This window comes from Vibrio sp. F13 (assembly GCF_020806305.2).
In the GTDB taxonomy this organism is placed as follows: Bacteria; Pseudomonadota; Gammaproteobacteria; order Enterobacterales; family Vibrionaceae; genus Vibrio; species Vibrio crassostreae_C.
In genome coordinates this window covers 2,216,594-2,234,717 of the sequence record NZ_CP170175.1, presented here as the reverse complement: position 1 = coordinate 2,234,717, position 18,124 = coordinate 2,216,594, and the positions used below count along the sequence as shown (strand labels likewise).

Sequence of the window (18,124 nt, the reverse complement as noted above, 5' to 3'; positions counted from 1 at the left end):
CTCTCTTGGATTTATCTTCAGTTCAACTTTCTTAATCTCAGAAAGTGACGTTCAATATATTATAGATCGTCGATGTAGCCTAACGAGCGAAGTGCACGCTCATCATCAGCCCAGCCAGATTTAACCTTGACCCAAGTCTCTAGGTAAACCTTACGGCCGAATAGCTCTTCCATATCGATACGCGCTTCACGACCAATCGTTTTGATCTTCTCGCCCGCTTTACCAATCACCATTTTCTTCTGGCCTGTACGCTCAACAAGAATCAGTGCATTGATGTGGAAGCCATCGTTATCTGGGTTGTAATCGAAACGTTCGATTTCAACCGTTACCGAGTAAGGTAGCTCGTCACCCGTAAAGCGCATCAGCTTTTCACGGATAATTTCAGAGGCCATAAAACGTTGCGAGCGATCAGTCACGTATTCTTCAGGGAAGTGGTGTGTCGCTTTAGGTAAATGTTCACGTACGTGCTTACGCAGTACATCAATATTTTTACCTTGCTTCGCTGAGATTGGCACTACATCAATGAAGTCCATCTTCTTAGAGACTTCCATCATGTGCTGCATCACGTTAGTACGGTCTTGAACGTTATCTACTTTGTTGATGCAAAGTACAACTGGGAAGTCAGTCTTCTTCAGTTTGTTCAGAACCATCTCATCGTCGTCAGTCCAGTGAGTACCATCGACAAGGAAGAATACTAGGTTTACATCACTCAATGAGCTGTTCGCCGCACGGTTCATCAAGCGGTTGATGGCACGCTTTTCTTCAATATGAAGTCCAGGAGTATCAACAAAGATCGCTTGGTAATCACCCTCAGTTTCAACGCCCATAATACGGTGACGTGTCGTCTGTGGTTTACGTGATGTAATAGAAATCTTCTGACCCAGAATATGGTTCAGAAGCGTCGACTTACCTACATTTGGGCGACCGACAATAGCGATGAAGCCACAGTGTTGGTTTTCCGGTAGGCCTGTTTTTTTGCTATCAGATGAAAAGAATGCATCGATATCGAAATCTTGGTTGTTATCAGACATTGCTTAGTTGCTCTAATGCTGTTTCAGCAGCCGCTTGTTCTGCCTTGCGGCGGCTAGTGCCTTTACCGATAACAGGTTTATCCACACCTGCCACTTCACACTCAACCGTAAACTCTTGGTTGTGTGCTTCACCTTTAATATTAGTCACTGTGTAGACAGGTAGAGGATTTCTTCGACCTTGCAAAAACTCTTGTAGGCGAGTTTTCGGATCTTTTTGAGATACTCCAGGCTGAATAGCATCTAGGCGAGATTGGTACCAGCTTAAAATAATGCCGCGAACCGTCTCGGTATCACTATCTAAATAGACAGCGCCGATGACCGCTTCAACCGCATCCGCTAGAATAGAATCACGACGGAAACCGCCACTCTTCAACTCACCTGGACCTAATTTTAAGTAATCTCCTAGTTCGAATTCACGACCTAGTTCTGCCAATGTATGACCACGTACTAATGTTGCGCGCATGCGGCTCATATCACCTTCGTTTACCTTAGGAAAACGGTGGTAAAGATCATCAGCGATAACAAAACTTAAAATTGAATCGCCCAGAAACTCAAGACGTTCGTTATGTTTACCTGCGGCGCTGCGGTGAGTCAGCGCCAAGTGGATAAGATCGGCATCATTAAACTGATAGCCAATCTTTCTCTCTAGTTTATCAATTGGAGAATTCATGCTCTCTCGATGTGTTATGTGATCGATTAATGAATCCCACCGATGCGATTAAAACGCACACCAGTAGGAATCCATGTTGGAAGTACACTGTCTGAACCGCGTTCGAATTCGAAGCTGATCCAAATAGCAACGGCCTTACCAACAAGGTTTGCTTCAGGGACAAAACCCCAGTAACGGCTATCGGCACTGTTGTCACGGTTATCACCCATCACAAAGTACTGGCCTTCTGGAACGACCCATTCGTTAACACCATTGCGAGGCTGATATGCTTGCACACGATCGCGGCGCAATGGGTTAACTAAAATCTGGTGTTCTACGTCTCCAAGCTGTTCGTTCAGCTGAATCAGAGGCACACCATCTTGAATAAATTGGCTCTCTTCAACATTACTTAGTTTCACTGGTTCACAGCTACTTGTACCCTTCGCCTGAATGCAGATCTCTTTACGACTGCTGTAGCGAATCGTGTCACCTGGCATACCAACAACACGCTTAATGTAGTCGATGTTTGGCTGAGGTGGGTACTTAAATACGATTGAGTCACCGCGTTCTGGCTTGCCTGTTTCTACCAATTGAGTGCGCCATACTGGGTCTTTTAGACCGTACGCGTACTTCTCTACCAAGATGAAATCACCAACCAAAAGGGTTGGCATCATCGAGCCAGAAGGGATTTGAAACGGTTCATAGATGAATGAACGCAAGATCAAAACAAATGCAATTACCGGGAAAATGGACACACTGTTCTCAACCCACCAAGGTTGAGCCGTAACTTTTGCGCTAGTTTCAGCGTCTAGGCCATTCGATTGTGCTTCAACGTCAGCAAGCTTTTGCTGGCGCTTCTTCGCCCACACAAACTTTTCCAACGCCCATACAATGCCGGTCACTAGAGTTACGATCACTAAGATAAGCGAAAATGTATTAGCCATTGATATCCCTTAAATTTCATTTCTTTAAAAATAACGAAAGTGAAAGAGTATAACCCTTTCACTCTGCTTAATATTTCTAATCTGTATCAATCATGCTGACTAAATGCTGGGGAGATTACGCAGGAAAAATCGTTTAGTTCGAGGCGCAAAGTGCAGTGACTAGCGGGCCTAATTGCAATCTTTGCAACAAAGAAATAAACGATTTTAACCAGTAATGTTCAGCAGATAGTTAGTGCGATTGATACCTAGTCTTTGCCAACATGAAGGATTGCAAGGAAAGCTTCTTGAGGCAGTTCAACGTTACCGATCTGCTTCATACGCTTCTTACCTTCTTTTTGTTTCTTAAGAAGTTTCTTCTTACGACTGATATCACCACCGTAACATTTTGCGATTACGTTCTTACGCAGTTGTTTCACTGTAGAACGAGCAATGATGTGGTTACCAATCGCTGCTTGAATCGCGATATCGAACATCTGACGAGGGATGAATTCTTTCATCTTCTCTACCAGTAGACGACCACGAGACTGAGCAATATCTTTGTGCGTAATGATAGCTAGTGCATCAACTGTTTCGCCATTCAGCAGTACGTCTACACGTACCATGTTTGATGGCTCGTAACGTTGGAAGTTGTAATCCAATGATGCATAGCCGCGAGACGTTGACTTCAGACGGTCGAAGAAGTCTAGAACGACTTCTGCCATAGGAAGATCGTACGTCACAGCAACTTGGTTACCGTGGTAGACCATGTCTACTTGTACGCCACGCTTCTCAACACACAGTGTGATTACGTTACCTAGGTAATCCGAAGGTACCAGAATATTACAGCGTGCAATTGGCTCACGAATTTCTTCTAGGTCATTAACCGCTGGCAGTTTAGCCGGGCTATCAACGTAAAGAACCGTTTTATCTGTTTTTACAACTTCATACACTACTGTTGGAGCAGTTGTGATTAGGTCTAGGTCGTATTCACGCTCTAGACGCTCTTGGATGATCTCCATGTGAAGCATTCCTAAGAAGCCACAACGGAAACCAAAACCAAGTGCTGCTGAACTTTCTGGTTCAAAGAACAGTGATGCATCGTTCAGGCTTAATTTGCCTAACGCGTCACGGAAGTTTTCGTAGTCATCAGATGATACAGGGAATAGACCAGCGTATACCTGAGGCTTCACTTTTTGGAAACCAGGTAGACGTTCAGTGCTGCCGCCTTTTGCAAGCGTCAACGTATCACCAACCGGTGCACCTAGGATGTCTTTAATACCACAAACAACCCAACCTACTTCGCCAGTATTTAGCTCTGTAGTATCGATTTGCTTAGGCGTGAAGATACCTAGACGGTCAACACCCCATACTTGGTCTGTCGACATTACTTTGATCTTATCGTTCTTCTTCAGCTTACCGTTTTTGATACGAACCAAAGAAACTACGCCAAGGTAGTTATCGAACCAAGAGTCAATGATCAACGCTTGTAGAGGCGCTTCAGGATCACCTTCCGGTGGCGGGATTGCCGTCACGATGTTTTCTAGAACATCATCAACACCCAAACCTGTTTTCGCAGAACAGCGAGTCGCTTCCATCGCATCGATGCCAACGATCTCTTCGATTTCTTCAGCAACACGTTCTGGTTCAGCAGCTGGTAGGTCAATCTTGTTCAAGATTGGCACTACTTCCAGTTCCATTTCGATTGCTGTGTAACAGTTTGCTAGAGTTTGTGCTTCAACACCTTGGCCAGCATCCACTACAAGTAGTGCGCCTTCACAAGCCGCTAGAGAACGAGATACTTCGTAAGAGAAGTCTACGTGTCCAGGAGTGTCGATAAAGTTAAGTTGGTAAGTTTCACCATCTTTAGCTTTGTAATCTAAAGTCACACTCTGCGCTTTAATTGTAATACCACGCTCGCGTTCTATATCCATAGAATCGAGGACTTGAGCTGCCATCTCACGTTCACTTAATCCTCCACAAACTTGGATTAAGCGGTCAGAAAGGGTCGACTTACCGTGGTCGATGTGGGCGATAATCGAAAAATTACGAATGTGCTTCATAGGCTTGGTGTGACTAAACTCTTTGAATAGGGATAATAAGAAAGCCGCGACGCGTCCAATCTACAGTCAGCATTGGTGGCGGCATTTCAATCAAGTTGGCAGATTCTACCCAATTTAAGGGCAAGAAGCATCATAAATTAGACGAGAGACTCACCTAGGATTCGAATCAAGACGACTTCTTGCTTGGATTTGTCTTCCATGGGTTTGGCTAACCGCTTCGCTAAGGCAATCCCACCAGCAGTAAACAGTGCTGCACTTAAGATAACAATGCCCTCGCCCCCCTGGAGTAAGGGTTGTAACAAGAGTTGCCCAAAACCAGCACCAATCATCAACATGAAAAGTGGGATGAGATAAACAATCGCCGCCGACTGAAGTAGGCTTTTTTCTGGAAAGCCAATTTCTACGATTTGTCCAGTTTTGACTAAGCTTTTGGTTTTAAGCTGCCAAAACAAAGATTTATTGCCAACAGCCTTGGTCACAATACCCGTACCGCAGTTTTTTTGAGAAGAACAGCTGCTACAACTGGTTTGTTGTTCGCAGCTCAATTGAACAAAGTATTGCTTACCTTTTTGTTCAACCGAGCTAACGGTCGCCAGCGCGGTCATCATTGCGCTTGTACCGATTTATTAAATGTAACTGACTGAGCAATACGTTTTGCAGTTGCCGGCGGAATGTCACCAACCACAGAGATCTCTTTATCGCCAATCACTAAGCTGTGCAAGGTTCTACGCCCTTGACGCACCAGCTGCCCTTTCAATGAATGCTCATCTTTTTCCGCGATATAAACCGAAAAGTTAAACAGTCCATCACTGAAAAGCTGACTTTCAACCATTTTATCGGTCGCAGCCATTTGATAGCGGCTAAGCTCTTTTGATTTAAACCCTTCAGGAATCCACGACGCTTGCCAGTTAGTTTCACTCACTAAGCCTTCCGGTAATGATAAAACTTTCGGCAATTGAGCTTGGCTCAAGCCACCCATAGCCTCAGCAATCTTATCGTTCACCACGTAAGAGATAGTGCGGTACTGTTCAAGCACTTCGCCATCACGATCCAAAAGGTCGGCACGCAAAGGAAGATTCGTTTTTTCGTCTACCCAAACCACGTAAGAGTAGCGAAGGCCATCTTTCGGCACGACACGCAGCACTTGAGTGGTGCTACCTGCTTCACGAGAGCGACCAACTTTCACAAAGTCGTAGTACTGATTCAGAGATTCGATATCTCGATTAATCATCGGAATAACAGGCGCAACCATGCTGCCTGACTGAATCGTAAATGGCTCTGTACCCGGCTCGATGTAGCTAACTTCGTTGCCACGTCGAATGACTTCACGAACAGGGCCGCTTAGATAAACAAGGTGTGCAAGTTGTTGGTCGTCGTTAACCGCATGGCGATAAACAAGAGGCTCAATACTGCTCTTCTTTATCAAAATGTAGGAGAGTTCGTAATTTAGATGCTGACTGGCCTCGTTCATTTGATGCAACAAGGCCTTTGCAGTGGTTTCCTCTGCAAAGGCTGTTGGAGACATCAAGCTGAACAGTGTCAGTGCACTGACCAGGATTTTCTTCATTCAATGTCCGATTCTAGATGTGCATCTTGCATTGGCGATGCATCACTGTTTAATCTTAGCTGCAGCTCATAATCTTCTAACAATGCATGAACGCGTTTGCGCTGCTCTTGCAAGTTAGCTTCAGATGTTGGTTTCTCAACAGAGTCACGCGTTAAACTTACTGGTTCCGCAGAACCGGCAAATGGAATCGTCTGGAGTACAGGCAACTGCTCTGGTGCTGCAGGGTCGCTACCACCATATTGTTGAACACCTAATACAACGGCTAATGAAACACACGCTGCCACGGCAACTTGTCCAAACTGTTGTAACCACGCCGGAAGCTGACGCTTCGCTTGCTGAGGTTTAGGTTGCTCTTCAATTGGAGCAACAGTAGGTTCAACATTCACTTGGTGCAGGTTCGACATTGAACCATGTGCAGGCTCGTTCTCAAGCGCTGCCGCTACACTATTAGCAATGTTCCACTCTGGAGTTTCTGGCGAATCCCCACGCATAACATCACCAATTAAATGGTAACTCTGCCAAGTATCCATGCTTTCTTGATCAGATTCTAGATCTACAATGAGAGCTTTATCGATCGTTTCACCATCCATGAGTGCCGAAAGCTTTTCTTTATCAGCCATTATTTTCACCATAATTATTACAAGTTCTAGCGTTGCAAAAGAGGTTTGATTTTCTTTTCCACCGCTTCACGAGCTCGGAAAATACGCGAACGTACGGTTCCTACAGGGCAATCCATTACATCTGCAATCTCTTCGTAGCTCAAACCTTCGAGCTCTCGCAACGTCATTGCAGTTTTTAAGTCTTCTGGTAGCGCTTCAATCGCTCCAAAAACAATTTGTTTCAATTCTTTAGACAGCGTTAAGTTCTCAGGGTTCGATATTTCTTTTAACGCGCTGCCTGTTTCGTAATATTCTGCATCTTCTGCATCTACATCGGTTGCTGGCGGCCTACGGCTTTGGGCAACGATATGATTTTTAGCAGTGTTCACGGCAATTCGGTATAACCATGTATAGAAGGCACTCTCGCCACGAAAGTTAGGTATCGCGCGGTAAGCTTTAATAAAAGCTTCTTGTGCTACATCAGGTACATCACCGGAATTATTCACGTATCGAGAGATAAGATTACAAACTTTGTTTTGATACTTAACCACTAGTAAGTTAAATGCCTGCTTATCTCCACTCTGAACTCGCTCAATCAACACTTGATCGGTTAGCTGCTCGTTCATTCGAGCGGGTACTCCTATTGTTATAACCCTCACCTTCACAGATATGGGTACTAATTATGCGAAATGTAGTATTGACACCACCGTCTACAAGAGCACTATTGTGACTAAGCCAAATACCGAAAGTTCCAACTTTCTTAAAATTATTTGCCATTATTGTTTCACAATGTGATGTAATAAAAATAGCTATCCCTATCAATTTGGGGAAACTTGAGCAAAAGCAATGGTATTGAGCAATTAAATATTTCTAGATAGCTGTCTATATATTGATTTTGCATAGCGTTTAAGGATGACTCTGGAGAGATTATAACAGTCTTAGCCAAACTCCTAAAACAAGACAAAGTCAATTGAGAGTGGACAACTCGACTATAGCCCGGGATTTAATAAGTTTTATGAACGCAAACCGTGAACATCAGTGTGATGTATTAGTGGTAGGAAGTGGTGCGGCAGGCTTGTCATTAGCCTTACGCGTAGCAGAACATGCAAAAGTAATTGTATTAAGCAAAGGACCACGCAGCGAAGGATCGACGTATTACGCACAAGGTGGTATCGCCGCGGTGTTCGATGAGTCGGACAGTATTGAGTCTCATGTAGAGGATACTCAAATCGCTGGGGCTGGGTTATGCGAAGAAGATACAGTTCAATTCATTGCTGAAAATGCGAAAGAGTGTGTGCAATGGCTGATTGATGGTGGTGTTCCATTTGATAAAGATGAGAACAGCACAGAAGGCCAACCAAAATATCACCTCACTCGTGAGGGTGGCCACAGTCACCGCAGAATTCTGCACGCTGCCGATGCAACTGGCATGGCGATGCAAACCTCACTACAAGATAACGTCAACAACCACCCAAATATCGAGATCTTCGAGCGCCACAATGCGCTGGATTTGATCACGGAAGATAAGATTGGTGGTTCAAAAGACAAGGTGATCGGTGCCTACATTTGGAACCGTAACCAAGAACATGTTGAAACCGTGCGCGCTAAGTTTGTTGTATTAGCAACAGGCGGCGCTTCAAAGGTTTACCAATACACCTCTAACCCAGATGTTTCTTCAGGTGATGGTATTGCTATCGCTTGGCGTGCGGGTTGTCGTGTGGCAAACCTTGAGTTCAACCAGTTCCACCCAACTTGTTTATTCCACCCAGAAGCGCGTAACTTCCTACTAACGGAAGCACTGCGTGGTGAAGGTGCTTACTTGCGTCGTCCAGATGGTTCTCGCTTTATGAAGGACTTCGATGAGCGCGGTGAACTGGCGCCACGTGATGTGGTTGCTCGTGCAATTGACTTCGAAATGAAGCGCTTAGGTGCCGACTGTATGTATGTTGATATCAGCCACAAGCCTGAAGAATTCATCACAGCGCACTTCCCGATGATCCATACTCGCTTGATGGACTTGGGCATCGACATGACCAAAGAGCCGATCCCTATCGTACCAGCCGCTCACTACACGTGTGGTGGTGTCATGGTGAATAAGCAGGGTCAAACCGACCTAACGAACTTGTATGCGATTGGCGAAGTGAGCTACACCGGCTTACACGGTGCAAACCGAATGGCTTCTAACTCACTGCTTGAGTGTGTGGTTTACGCATGGGCAGCAGCAAAAGATATCGTTGAGAACATCGACCAATCTCAACTGTGCGCTGAACTGCCAGCATGGGATGAAAGCCAGGTCACCAACAGTGATGAAGAAGTTATCATTCAACACAACTGGCACGAACTGCGCCTATTCATGTGGGATTACATGGGCATTGTTCGAACGGATAAACGACTAGAGCGAGCATTGCGTCGCATTCAGATGCTGCAACAAGAAACTCATGAGTACTACAGCTACTTCAAGGTTTCGAATAACCTATTAGAACTGCGTAACTTGCTACAAGTGGCAGAGCTAATGGTTCGTTGTGCAATGCAACGTAAAGAGAGCCGCGGCCTCCACTACACGTTGGATTACCCTGAACTTGCAGAAGACAGTGGCCCAACGATTCTGACGCCAGAGAAACGCCAATCATAATAATTGGTTAAACGTGCTTAGCGAATTAGCCGTCAGCGGAAAATGATTAAACGAAAGGGAGCCGAGTGCTCCCTTTTCTTTTGTCTAACGCTTTCTTTTATCTAATACTTTCTTTCATCGAATAGTTTGGCTTCTCTAGCGCGCTCGTTGTAAGTTCGCCAGAAAATGGCGATATTCTCGCTCGCAACAGCTGTCCCGCCAAAGCAGTACCGAGTGCCCACATTCAAACTGCAATTTAACGAAGAACTGCGCCCAGATCTTATCAACGGACTTGAGTCGGTAAGTTCGGTCATTGAGTCGAATATCACCATCCTCTCTGTAATCAAAACGCCCATAGACACTATTTAGAATCACATGATTGTTTCTGAACAAGCGGATCATTAAAGCTAAGCAATAAAGGCTGGCGGCAAGTGGAATAGAAGACAGGACGATGAAAAACAAAAGGCACCCAAAAATAGTGCCTTTTGCAAATAATGCGGAATACGAAGGGTTAAGCTGAAGCTTAACGAACCTTGCTGAGGTTGTGTGCGACAATTTTATCAACCATTGATGCATGGCCTAGGTTTTCACTGCGTCCGTGGCCCATTACCCAAGTAAACAAATCTGGATCATCACACTCTAATAGAGAAACAAACTCGCGCTGTTCCTGCTCTTGCAATGAATCAAAACACTCTTCGAAAAATGGCATGATGACTACATCAAGTTCTAACATGCCGCGACGGCAACCCCATTTAATTCGTGCTTTCTGCTCTGCAGTGTACATTGGCTATCCTCACCTATAATTTTTCTTTCTCGGAGTGTAACAAGTCATACGCCCTGCAACTACTATGTGAGTCACAGTCCCTATCTAAGCTCACAAAAAAACCTAGGCTGACAAAGAAACAGAACCGGATTAACATAGAGCCAAATAAAATTCTTAGGAAAGATAAAATGGATTGGAAAAACATATTTCAGCCACTCGCTCATACGCAAAATGAATCGCTTCCAGAACTGATGATGACACACGTATCAGACTGGAGTGCAATTACCATGATAGGCGATGACAAAAAGTCGTACCTACAGGGTCAAGTAACGTGCGATGTCGTCACTCTTCCTAATGATGAATCCACATTAGGCGCGCACTGTGATGCAAAAGGAAAGGTATGGAGTATCTTTCGTTTGTTCCACCACAACGGTGGCTACGCACTCATGCAACCTAAATCAGCGATTGAAGTCGAGCTCGTTGAAATCAAGAAGTACGCGGTGTTCTCTAAGGTTGATATCGAGCAAACGACAGATGTTGTTATCGGTGTGATGGGCGCGTCTGCGGATCAATATATTGATTCAATTTCAGAAGGCCAAGGTAACGTGCGTGCTATCTCTGGTGGCACAGCGGTTAAAGTCTCAGACAATCGCTGGGCGTTGCTTATTACGGAAGAAGTTGCTGCAACTTTAGTCTCAAGTAGTTCAGCAGAAAAAGTATCAGAAGCACTTTGGCAGTATTATGAAATTCTTGATGCTCAGCCTAACCTATCGAAAGCAGAGCAAAACGAGCACATCCCTCAAGCGCTTAACCTGCAAGCGATTGGTGGAATCAGCTTTTCAAAAGGCTGCTACACAGGTCAAGAAACGGTAGCTCGTGCCAAGTACCGTGGCATGAACAAGCGTGAGATGCGCATTGTTTCAGGAACGACAGCAGAAGTATTGTCTCTAGAGAACCCAATTGAACTAGAGCGTAGCGTGGGTGAGAACTGGCGTGGCGCAGGCCGACTATTAAACGTCTATAAATTTGCTGATAACCGAGCGATTGGTTTGATGGTACTGCCAAACAACCTTGATGACGATGTTCAGCTGCGACTGACCGCGCAGCCTGATCAAACATGGAATATCCTGCCACTGCCGTACAGCCTTGACGACGAGTAACCACGTGGAAACGCTGATTACACAATGGCTGGATCAACAGCAGGTGAATTATCGCCTGCTGATGCAAAGCAAGCCAACCACCAGCATTGAAGAAACCGCACAAGAGCGAGGCATCGACGCCTCTCAAATGGTGAAGTGCATCCTGCTTAAGGATATGGGTAACCAGTATGCGTTAGCCTGTACTGCTGGTGACCGCTCTGTCGATCCCAAGAAAGTACGCTCGGTACTGAATTGCCGTCGAATGACCTGCGTGTCTCTCGCTGATGTTGAAACAATCACTGGCTTTAAAGTGGGTTGTGTTGGCCCGCTCGCTCTCAAGAGACACATGCCGATCATTTTTGATCCTTCCATTCAAAACAACTCGACCGTAACCATTAGCGCCGGCGACCGAATGGCTGGCGTTGCGCTGGATCTCAATGATCTTATGGCGCTATGTGCACCGACCGTCGCGGACATCAGTCGATGATCGTTTAGATCATGCTTCGCAAACTTCATTTTAATATTTCATTGAGTACATTTTTAGTGTGAACCTCGTCATAAGAAGAACACACCATTAATAAATAGTTACTCAAAATAAAAGCATAAGTAGTCACAAAGTTAAATTTGCGTTATTGTAAATTTACTGACTAGCTATTAAGCAAATCAGTGCAAGTGAATCCACTGAGTAACATCAGTATCCACTTTTGTGTAATGCATCTGTGACTATTCGCCCGTTTTAGACGGGCTTTTTTTTGTCCGAAATTTACAATTTGATTACACAAACAAAAAATCCCGCCTATTCTTATACTTGTAACATTATCACTGCTTAATACTGAACAGAAAAGTTCACGGCAGTTCACTACTCAGTATTATTTTGGGGAGGAGCTCACGTAAAAATAGATATTTACTGAAGAAAGTGCTTAGAACAGCACAAATATCTAATTAACGTCAACGCTACTGCATATAACTCCATGCTTATCACAATTATTATCTCGGAGTTTTTCTATAATATGCAGGCTAGGTAAATATAAGGATAATTAAGAATGAGACTGTTTAAGCGCTATACACCGAGTATGATTGCTAAACATGTAAGTCGACTTTTCAAAGGACGAATCTACATTTACGGCGTAGGAAAATTTGAGTTTGATAACGGTAAGCTAGTGCTACCAGACCGAGCAGAAAAACGTCACTTTCAAACAGTGAAAGAAATAAATAGTGAAATCATGAAACTGCGCTGCGCGTACGCATGACCTGATTATCTACAGAATTAAAAACAAAAAGGGTTGGCATTATGCCAACCCTTTTTTCGTACCAATTTTCGTATCAATGATGATTCGATATACCACCAGAACACTATGTCATTATCGATGAGTCACTGGACGCTTAGCTAAGTCAGGAAGATTGCCAGACAAACCCAGTGCGCGCTTCATGATCTCATCTTTCGCACCCGGTAATTGGCCCGCAAGCTTCATACCAATGCCACGAATCAGCTTCTTAGCTGGGTTATCGCCTTCAAACAGATCTTTAAAGCCCTGCATTGAAGCAATCATTTTCGCCGCCTCTGCTTTTCTCCAGCGCTCGTAGCCGCGAAGATTACGCTTGGTGCCAATGTCTTCACCCGCAGACCATAGCTTTAACAGCTCTTGCGCTAGGCTTGCTGCGTCTAATAGGCCAAGGTTCACGCCCTGCCCTGCTAATGGGTGAATGGTATGAGCAGCATCACCAACCAAAGCCACACGCTCTACCGCAAAGTCACGCGCATAACGCATGCGCAGTGGGAAGGCAAAACGGTCACCAACCACTTCACATAAGCCCAGCTTTGCATCGAACTCAGCTGTTAACTGCTTGTTGAATTCAGCATCCGACATTGATACGAGGTTCTCGGCACGATTTGGTTCCGTAGACCAAACAATCGAGCTCATGTTGCTTGGTTGCATTGGTAGGAATGCCAATGGGCCTTGAGGCGTGAAGATTTGACGAGCAACGCTGTGGTGCGGCTCTGTGGTTTTGATGTTCGCGACAATCGCACTGTGTCCGTAATCCCAATGTGTTAATGGGATATCTTGCTGCTTACGAACCCAAGAGTTTGCGCCGTCTGCTCCAACAACTAACTTAGCTGTCAGTGCTTGACCATTGTCCAATGTTAACCAAGCTTCACTTTCACCAATCGCCATCGTTTTACACGTTGCGGGCATATACAGGCTGACGTTGTCTTGTTTCTTAACCTGATCAAGCAGCGCTAATTGAATCACACGGTTTTCAACGATATGACCAAGATTAGGCTGAGCCAAGCGTGTCGAGTCAAACTCAATACGAGCGAAACTGTCTTGTTCCCACACTTCCATCGCTTGATACGGTGCAGCGCGTCTTTGTTCGATACCTTGCCATGCACCTAGGTTACGAAGAATCACTTCACTAGAACGACTCAACGCGGATACACGCACATCAGGCAGCTCACTCAGCCCTTCACTAGGCGCTCTGCCTTCAATGACAGCGATTCTTAGGTCACTGTCTTTTAGGGCAGCAGCAAGCGCTAGGCCAACCATGCCACCACCAACAATCGCGATATCAACACTTTGCATCATTATTTATTACCTTATCTTTCTACTAGGCCAAGCGTATGACGCAAAAGTGGACCTTTAAGTGGTGGAAGGTTATCTATTACGGCTAACCCAAGATTACGCCCAATGCGAGCGGTCATATAATCGTTTGAGAACAGGTGAACTAGGCTTGAAGTCAACGTGATCGTTGCGTCTCGGTCTTGTTCTCTACGCTTTCTAAAGTTAACAAGACCACGGTAACGACCTACATCATCTAACTGGGTACACAACTCTTCTGCCAAGGAAGCCACATCTCGGATGCCTAGGTTAAAGCCTTGCCCCGCAATTGGGTGAAGCGTTTGAGCAGCATTACCAACAATGGCAAATCGATGAGAGATATTTTGCTGTCGGTGACGAAGAATCAGAGGGTAACTCGCGCGCTTGCCGACCTTCTCTAATCGGCCAAGTCGCCAGCCAAAGTCATTCTGCAATTGCTCAAGAAATTCATTGTCGTTTAGCGTCATCACTTTTTGTGCTTGCTCTGGTGTTAAACACCAAACCAGCGATAAACGGTTGTCACTCATCGGTAATAGAGCAACTGGCCCATGATGGGTAAAACGCTCAAATGCGCGACCTTGGTGAGGTTCACTCGCCACAATATTGGCAATCACAGCGACTTGCTCAAAGTCGTGCTCACTCAATGAGATATTGAGCTGTTGGCAACAGGTTGAGATTGCACCGTCAGCAGCAACCAGTAACTTAGTGGTTACTGGTTGCCCACTTGTCAGTTCAATCGTCGTCAACGCTTCTTCACGTTCAACTTTACTAACAGACTCAGGACAAAGCATGGTAATTGCCGCTTCTGATTCAAGTTTCTGCTGATAGATTCGACCCACATCTGCTAACTCGACCACGTAGCCAAGCGCATCTACAGCAAGCTCTTCACTGTAGATGTCTGTCATTCCGGCATGCCCGCGATCCGAAACATGGATATCTTTAATCGGGGTCGCGACCGGAGCGATAGATTGCCATAAGCGCAAAGAATCCAGGATCTGCACCGTGCCATAGGACAAAGCAATCGAACGAGAATCAAACCCAGGGTGAGCTTGATGATCAACCTGATAAGGCTCCACTACCGCAATCGACAGTGAACCTTGGCTTAGGTGATTCAAAGCAAGGGCTAAGGTTGCCCCTGCCATTGCGCCACCAGCAATTACAACATCATACTGAGCCATCATAACCTCAAACCGGCCAACGAATTAATGAATGGTAGGCGCCGCATCTTCAGATGGGCGAGCACCAAATTCAGCATGAATCGTTAGTGCACACGCTTTTACGTGCTCAATAACGTGCTCTAGAAGCTGCGCTTGCTCTTCCAGATCATCTTCTTCGTCAATGCCTAGCTTAGCCATCTCTTCTAGATCAGCTAATGCTTCTTTTGTACTGTCAGACGCTTTGTTCAATTGAGCGCCAACCAAGCCTAAGCCAGAAATAAAGTGGTTAATCCAATCAGACACACCGTCAGCAAGATCAAACAGGCTTGCGCTTGCGTCTTCGTCAGGCAGCAACATAGACAATTCCATACCCGAACCTGTGATTTCACTGGTCGTTACTTTCAGTGTCGCTTCCGCTAGCGTTAATGCGCGATCTGGCCAACCCATGCCTTCATTGGTGTAATCGAAGATCAGTGGTTGCCAGCTTTTATCTGCAAGGCTTAAGCCTCCGCTTAACATACCCGTTAATAAACCGTGCATCTCAGCAGGGGTTACGGCTAGACTTGCCGATTGAAGTTCAGTCGCAACCGTTAGGTAGTCAGGTAAAGTAGTTTCGCTCATCAGATAGCTCGCTCAGTTATTCTTTATATCGATAGTATAATCGTACCACTTCACCCCAATTCTGGTAAGCATCGATCCCCAGCAATTGAAGGATGACTGACTACCAATTGTTCAATTTGCTGAATTACTGTGTGCTCAAGCTCTCATTTACAAACAGTCACTCTGAAAAGCTTGAATCTTAATAGCGGTTTACCTATAGTTTCTCCCTCAGAGGAGATTGCTTCCTCATCGGTACTTGCACTTTTTCTTTCTCAAAAAATGGCGAAGGGCAACAGCCTTAAAATAGCGCGTTAAAGAGTTCATCCATCATGAGTAATCAAGCGGTAGACGTTGAAATATTAGGAAAACTGACTCGAGTGAATTGTCCACCAGGGCAAGAAGAGTCATTGATTGCAGCGGCGGCCGATCTTGATAATCGATTGAAAGAGATGGCTGAACGTACTAAGGTAACCAATGAAGTGAAGCTGCTGACTATCGCAGCTCTGAATATTTGCTACGAATTACAAACCAAGAAGTTTGAAGCAAATGATGAACAAAACGCACTGACCGAGCGAATGGAACAGCTCACGACATCACTTTCAGATGTCCTCAGTAAAGTTAAGCACGGACAGCAATAGCGTACACAAAATTTACCCTGGAGTGTTTGTCAGAGGATTCACGTCCCCGAGCCGATAAGCAATCCCTAAGGGTTAGTACTTGAGTGCTATTGAGCATGCTCGGCCCGACCGAGAAGCCTACGGTAATCATTGCTGATCCGCCTTGAACTCGCTGGTTCAAGGGCCATCTATTCTCAACGGCACTTTGGGGTATCCCTTCTTATGAAGACGCTCACACGCAGCGAATTTCGCAAACAGATCCGTATCAAACGCAATGCCTTATCTGGCGACCAACAAACTCAATCCGGTATCGACTTAGTTAAGCAGTGCATGCAGCTTGATGAAATTCAGTCTGCTCAGCATATTGCCCTCTATATCTCTATCGATGGCGAACTCGATACTCAGCCTTTAATCGAATGGTTATGGGCGCAAGGTAAGCAAACTTATTTACCAGTATTGCACCCCTTCTCTGCCGGGCACCTGCTGTTTTTACACTACTCGCCAACCACACCGACGGTCTTGAATAAGTACGGTATTGTCGAACCTCAGCTCAATCAAATGCTGGTTAAACCTTGTCAGCAACTCGACCTTATTCTTACGCCCCTTGTCGGCTTTGACTCCCATGGCCATCGTTTAGGTATGGGCGGCGGATATTACGATCGCACCTTGGCAAAGTGGTTCGAGACGGGCGAAGGTGCAGCTCCTATTGGTTTGGCTCATGATTGCCAACATGTTGATACGCTACCGATTGAAGAATGGGACATTCCGTTACCTAAAATCGTGACTCCGAGTAAAACTTGGCAATGGGAAAGCAACCATTAAAGCGCTATAATCGCGCCGCAAACGTTAACCTCGATATAGAAACGTTAACTCAATATCTAAACGTTAACTTCATCATTACGCAAACGATCAATTCAAAGCGCAAGACCTTATTCAGGAGAATGGCATGACTCAAGATGAAATGAAAAAAGCAGCTGGCTGGGCAGCACTTCAATATGTTGAAGAAGGCAGCATTGTAGGTGTAGGTACTGGCTCTACAGTAAATCACTTCATCGACGCACTAGGCACAATGAAAGACAAAATCAAAGGTGCGGTTTCAAGCTCTGTTGCTTCAACGCAGCGACTAGAAGAGCTAGAGATCAAAGTGTATGAGTGTAACGATGTCGCTAAGCTAGACATCTATGTTGATGGCGCAGATGAAATCAACCCAACTCGCGATATGATCAAAGGCGGCGGCGCTGCTTTGACTCGTGAAAAAATCGTAGCGGCTATCTCTGATAAGTTTGTGTGTATTGTTGACGGTACTAAAGCAGTTGATGTGTTGGGTAAATTCCCACTGCCTGTTGAAGTAATCCCAATGGCACGTTCATACGTGGCACGTGAGTTGGTTAAGCTTGGTGGTGACCCAGTTTACCGCGAAGGCTGCACAACCGATAACGGCAACGTGATCCTAGATGTGTACGGCATGGCGATCGAAAACCCGAAACAACTAGAAGATATCATCAATGGTATAGCTGGTGTGGTGACGGTTGGTCTGTTCGCTCACCGTGGTGCTGATGTGGTTATCACCGGCACGCCTGAAGGTGCAAAAATCGAAGAATAAATAATAGAAGATTGAGTTTTTCTGTTACTTCATTACATACGGTGCCCTAGGGCGCCGTTTTTTTTGCTTTATTGCTGTAAAATTATGTCTTATTCCGTAATTTTCTTACCCAAAACATTTTTTTTTTGTTACTTTATTGTTCAGAAGACGCACAGAGAAAACGTTTGTCTCCTAACAAAGTGGTGAATTTGTTCCCCTTTCAGCCATT

20 protein-coding genes and 1 other RNA gene are annotated in these 18,124 nt (G+C 45.2%); 8 read left to right on the top strand and 13 right to left on the bottom strand.

The genetic code is table 11. From position 1 onward, the window contains the following. Window positions 1-59: 59 nt before the first annotated feature. From era to rpoE, 8 genes are all read right to left on the bottom strand, one after another. Window positions 60-1,031 (bottom strand): GTPase Era, encoded by a 972-nt coding sequence (gene era, locus LMH68_RS10435; RefSeq protein ID WP_017059042.1) that lies wholly within the window; start codon window positions 1,029-1,031, stop codon window positions 60-62. After that, complete coding sequence (gene rnc, locus LMH68_RS10430) at window positions 1,024-1,701, bottom strand: ribonuclease III (protein ID WP_017066012.1); 678 nt, start codon at window positions 1,699-1,701, stop codon at window positions 1,024-1,026. Before rnc ends, era begins: the two co-directional genes overlap by 8 nt. A gap of 26 nt (window positions 1,702-1,727) precedes the next feature. Continuing rightward, window positions 1,728-2,624, bottom strand: a complete 897-nt coding sequence (gene lepB, locus LMH68_RS10425; RefSeq protein ID WP_017066013.1) for a signal peptidase I — start codon at window positions 2,622-2,624, stop codon at window positions 1,728-1,730. A gap of 245 nt (window positions 2,625-2,869) precedes the next feature. After that, entirely contained in the window at window positions 2,870-4,663 is a 1,794-nt protein-coding gene (lepA, locus tag LMH68_RS10420) for a translation elongation factor 4 (protein ID WP_017059045.1), read from the bottom strand. A 137-nt stretch (window positions 4,664-4,800) separates the two neighbouring features. After that, window positions 4,801-5,271 (bottom strand): SoxR reducing system RseC family protein, encoded by a 471-nt coding sequence (locus LMH68_RS10415; RefSeq protein WP_229648159.1) that lies wholly within the window; start codon window positions 5,269-5,271, stop codon window positions 4,801-4,803. Then, complete coding sequence (gene rseB, locus LMH68_RS10410; RefSeq protein ID WP_017059047.1) at window positions 5,268-6,230, bottom strand: sigma-E factor regulatory protein RseB; 963 nt, start codon at window positions 6,228-6,230, stop codon at window positions 5,268-5,270. The genes LMH68_RS10415 and rseB overlap by 4 nt, the downstream gene beginning before the upstream one ends. Further along, on the bottom strand, window positions 6,227-6,850 hold the full coding sequence (locus LMH68_RS10405) for a sigma-E factor negative regulatory protein (protein WP_102427893.1): 624 nt from the start codon (window positions 6,848-6,850) through the stop codon (window positions 6,227-6,229). The genes rseB and LMH68_RS10405 overlap by 4 nt, the downstream gene beginning before the upstream one ends. 26 nt (window positions 6,851-6,876) lie before the next feature. Further along, entirely contained in the window at window positions 6,877-7,455 is a 579-nt protein-coding gene (gene rpoE, locus LMH68_RS10400; RefSeq protein ID WP_229648160.1) for an RNA polymerase sigma factor RpoE, read from the bottom strand. A gap of 389 nt (window positions 7,456-7,844) precedes the next feature. Between rpoE and nadB the strand changes: the two genes are divergently transcribed. Then, a complete protein-coding gene (nadB, locus tag LMH68_RS10395) occupies window positions 7,845-9,461 on the top strand; it encodes an L-aspartate oxidase (RefSeq protein WP_017059049.1) in 1,617 nt (538 codons plus the stop codon). 135 nt (window positions 9,462-9,596) lie between these two features. On the opposite strand, the gene LMH68_RS10390 is transcribed toward nadB, so the two are convergent. Both LMH68_RS10390 and LMH68_RS10385 read right to left on the bottom strand, forming a co-directional pair. Beyond that, the gene (locus LMH68_RS10390; protein WP_324295273.1) at window positions 9,597-10,016 is read right to left on the bottom strand and encodes a protein YgfX; all 420 of its coding nucleotides are present in this window, start codon (window positions 10,014-10,016) and stop codon (window positions 9,597-9,599) included. Then, window positions 9,964-10,224 (bottom strand): succinate dehydrogenase assembly factor 2, encoded by a 261-nt coding sequence (locus LMH68_RS10385; protein ID WP_004735374.1) that lies wholly within the window; start codon window positions 10,222-10,224, stop codon window positions 9,964-9,966. Before LMH68_RS10385 ends, LMH68_RS10390 begins: the two co-directional genes overlap by 53 nt. 167 nt (window positions 10,225-10,391) lie before the next feature. Between LMH68_RS10385 and ygfZ the strand changes: the two genes are divergently transcribed. The 3 genes from ygfZ (at window position 10,392) to LMH68_RS10370 (ending at window position 12,592) form a co-directional block, all read left to right on the top strand. Next, on the top strand, window positions 10,392-11,363 hold the full coding sequence (ygfZ, locus tag LMH68_RS10380) for a tRNA-modifying protein YgfZ (RefSeq protein WP_229648161.1): 972 nt from the start codon (window positions 10,392-10,394) through the stop codon (window positions 11,361-11,363). Window positions 11,364-11,367: 4 nt separating this feature from the next. Beyond that, on the top strand, window positions 11,368-11,829 hold the full coding sequence (locus tag LMH68_RS10375) for an aminoacyl-tRNA deacylase (protein WP_229648162.1): 462 nt from the start codon (window positions 11,368-11,370) through the stop codon (window positions 11,827-11,829). 556 nt (window positions 11,830-12,385) lie between these two features. Next, complete coding sequence (locus LMH68_RS10370; RefSeq protein WP_009847660.1) at window positions 12,386-12,592, top strand: DUF1107 domain-containing protein; 207 nt, start codon at window positions 12,386-12,388, stop codon at window positions 12,590-12,592. 111 nt (window positions 12,593-12,703) lie between these two features. Here LMH68_RS10370 and LMH68_RS10365 read toward each other — a convergent pair whose 3' ends face one another. From LMH68_RS10365 to LMH68_RS10355, 3 genes are read right to left on the bottom strand one after another with little or no spacing between them, the layout of a single operon-like run. Then, a complete protein-coding gene (locus LMH68_RS10365; RefSeq protein WP_017063203.1) occupies window positions 12,704-13,927 on the bottom strand; it encodes an FAD-dependent 2-octaprenylphenol hydroxylase in 1,224 nt (407 codons plus the stop codon). Between the two features lie 11 nt (window positions 13,928-13,938). Next, window positions 13,939-15,117, bottom strand: a complete 1,179-nt coding sequence (ubiH, locus tag LMH68_RS10360; protein ID WP_229648170.1) for a 2-octaprenyl-6-methoxyphenyl hydroxylase — start codon at window positions 15,115-15,117, stop codon at window positions 13,939-13,941. Window positions 15,118-15,141: 24 nt separating this feature from the next. After that, window positions 15,142-15,717 carry a YecA family protein gene (locus LMH68_RS10355; RefSeq protein ID WP_017070457.1) on the bottom strand — a complete coding sequence of 192 codons (576 nt, stop codon included), beginning with the start codon at window positions 15,715-15,717 and terminating at the stop codon, window positions 15,142-15,144. A 308-nt stretch (window positions 15,718-16,025) separates the two neighbouring features. Between LMH68_RS10355 and zapA the strand changes: the two genes are divergently transcribed. The 4 genes from zapA (at window position 16,026) to rpiA (ending at window position 17,916) form a co-directional block, all read left to right on the top strand. Beyond that, complete coding sequence (gene zapA / locus LMH68_RS10350; RefSeq protein ID WP_004735366.1) at window positions 16,026-16,334, top strand: cell division protein ZapA; 309 nt, start codon at window positions 16,026-16,028, stop codon at window positions 16,332-16,334. An 11-nt stretch (window positions 16,335-16,345) separates the two neighbouring features. Beyond that, window positions 16,346-16,529: non-coding RNA, 6S RNA (ssrS, locus tag LMH68_RS10345), on the top strand. Between the two features lie 6 nt (window positions 16,530-16,535). Then, window positions 16,536-17,135, top strand: coding sequence for a 5-formyltetrahydrofolate cyclo-ligase (locus LMH68_RS10340; RefSeq protein WP_065584112.1), 600 nt, complete (start codon window positions 16,536-16,538; stop codon window positions 17,133-17,135). Window positions 17,136-17,259: 124 nt separating this feature from the next. Next, window positions 17,260-17,916 (top strand): ribose-5-phosphate isomerase RpiA, encoded by a 657-nt coding sequence (gene rpiA / locus LMH68_RS10335; protein ID WP_017059057.1) that lies wholly within the window; start codon window positions 17,260-17,262, stop codon window positions 17,914-17,916. Window positions 17,917-18,124: the final 208 nt, after the last annotated feature.

Coding starts and splice junctions, on each gene's coding strand:
- zapA (WP_004735366.1), top strand. CDS start 16,026: ATGAGTAATCAAGCGGTAGACGTTGAAATATTAGGAAAACTGACTCGA.
- lepA (WP_017059045.1), bottom strand. CDS start 4,663: ATGAAGCACATTCGTAATTTTTCGATTATCGCCCACATCGACCACGGT.
- nadB (WP_017059049.1), top strand. CDS start 7,845: ATGAACGCAAACCGTGAACATCAGTGTGATGTATTAGTGGTAGGAAGT.
- ubiH (WP_229648170.1), bottom strand. CDS start 15,117: ATGGCTCAGTATGATGTTGTAATTGCTGGTGGCGCAATGGCAGGGGCA.
- LMH68_RS10355 (WP_017070457.1), bottom strand. CDS start 15,717: ATGAGCGAAACTACTTTACCTGACTACCTAACGGTTGCGACTGAACTT.
- LMH68_RS10405 (WP_102427893.1), bottom strand. CDS start 6,850: ATGGCTGATAAAGAAAAGCTTTCGGCACTCATGGATGGTGAAACGATC.
- era (WP_017059042.1), bottom strand. CDS start 1,031: ATGTCTGATAACAACCAAGATTTCGATATCGATGCATTCTTTTCATCT.
- LMH68_RS10370 (WP_009847660.1), top strand. CDS start 12,386: ATGAGACTGTTTAAGCGCTATACACCGAGTATGATTGCTAAACATGTA.
- LMH68_RS10415 (WP_229648159.1), bottom strand. CDS start 5,271: ATGATGACCGCGCTGGCGACCGTTAGCTCGGTTGAACAAAAAGGTAAG.
- rpoE (WP_229648160.1), bottom strand. CDS start 7,455: ATGAACGAGCAGCTAACCGATCAAGTGTTGATTGAGCGAGTTCAGAGT.
- LMH68_RS10390 (WP_324295273.1), bottom strand. CDS start 10,016: ATGCATCAATGGTTGATAAAATTGTCGCACACAACCTCAGCAAGGTTC.
- LMH68_RS10340 (WP_065584112.1), top strand. CDS start 16,536: ATGAAGACGCTCACACGCAGCGAATTTCGCAAACAGATCCGTATCAAA.
- rpiA (WP_017059057.1), top strand. CDS start 17,260: ATGACTCAAGATGAAATGAAAAAAGCAGCTGGCTGGGCAGCACTTCAA.
- LMH68_RS10365 (WP_017063203.1), bottom strand. CDS start 13,927: ATGATGCAAAGTGTTGATATCGCGATTGTTGGTGGTGGCATGGTTGGC.
- lepB (WP_017066013.1), bottom strand. CDS start 2,624: ATGGCTAATACATTTTCGCTTATCTTAGTGATCGTAACTCTAGTGACC.
- ygfZ (WP_229648161.1), top strand. CDS start 10,392: ATGGATTGGAAAAACATATTTCAGCCACTCGCTCATACGCAAAATGAA.
- LMH68_RS10385 (WP_004735374.1), bottom strand. CDS start 10,224: ATGTACACTGCAGAGCAGAAAGCACGAATTAAATGGGGTTGCCGTCGC.
- rnc (WP_017066012.1), bottom strand. CDS start 1,701: ATGAATTCTCCAATTGATAAACTAGAGAGAAAGATTGGCTATCAGTTT.
- rseB (WP_017059047.1), bottom strand. CDS start 6,230: ATGAAGAAAATCCTGGTCAGTGCACTGACACTGTTCAGCTTGATGTCT.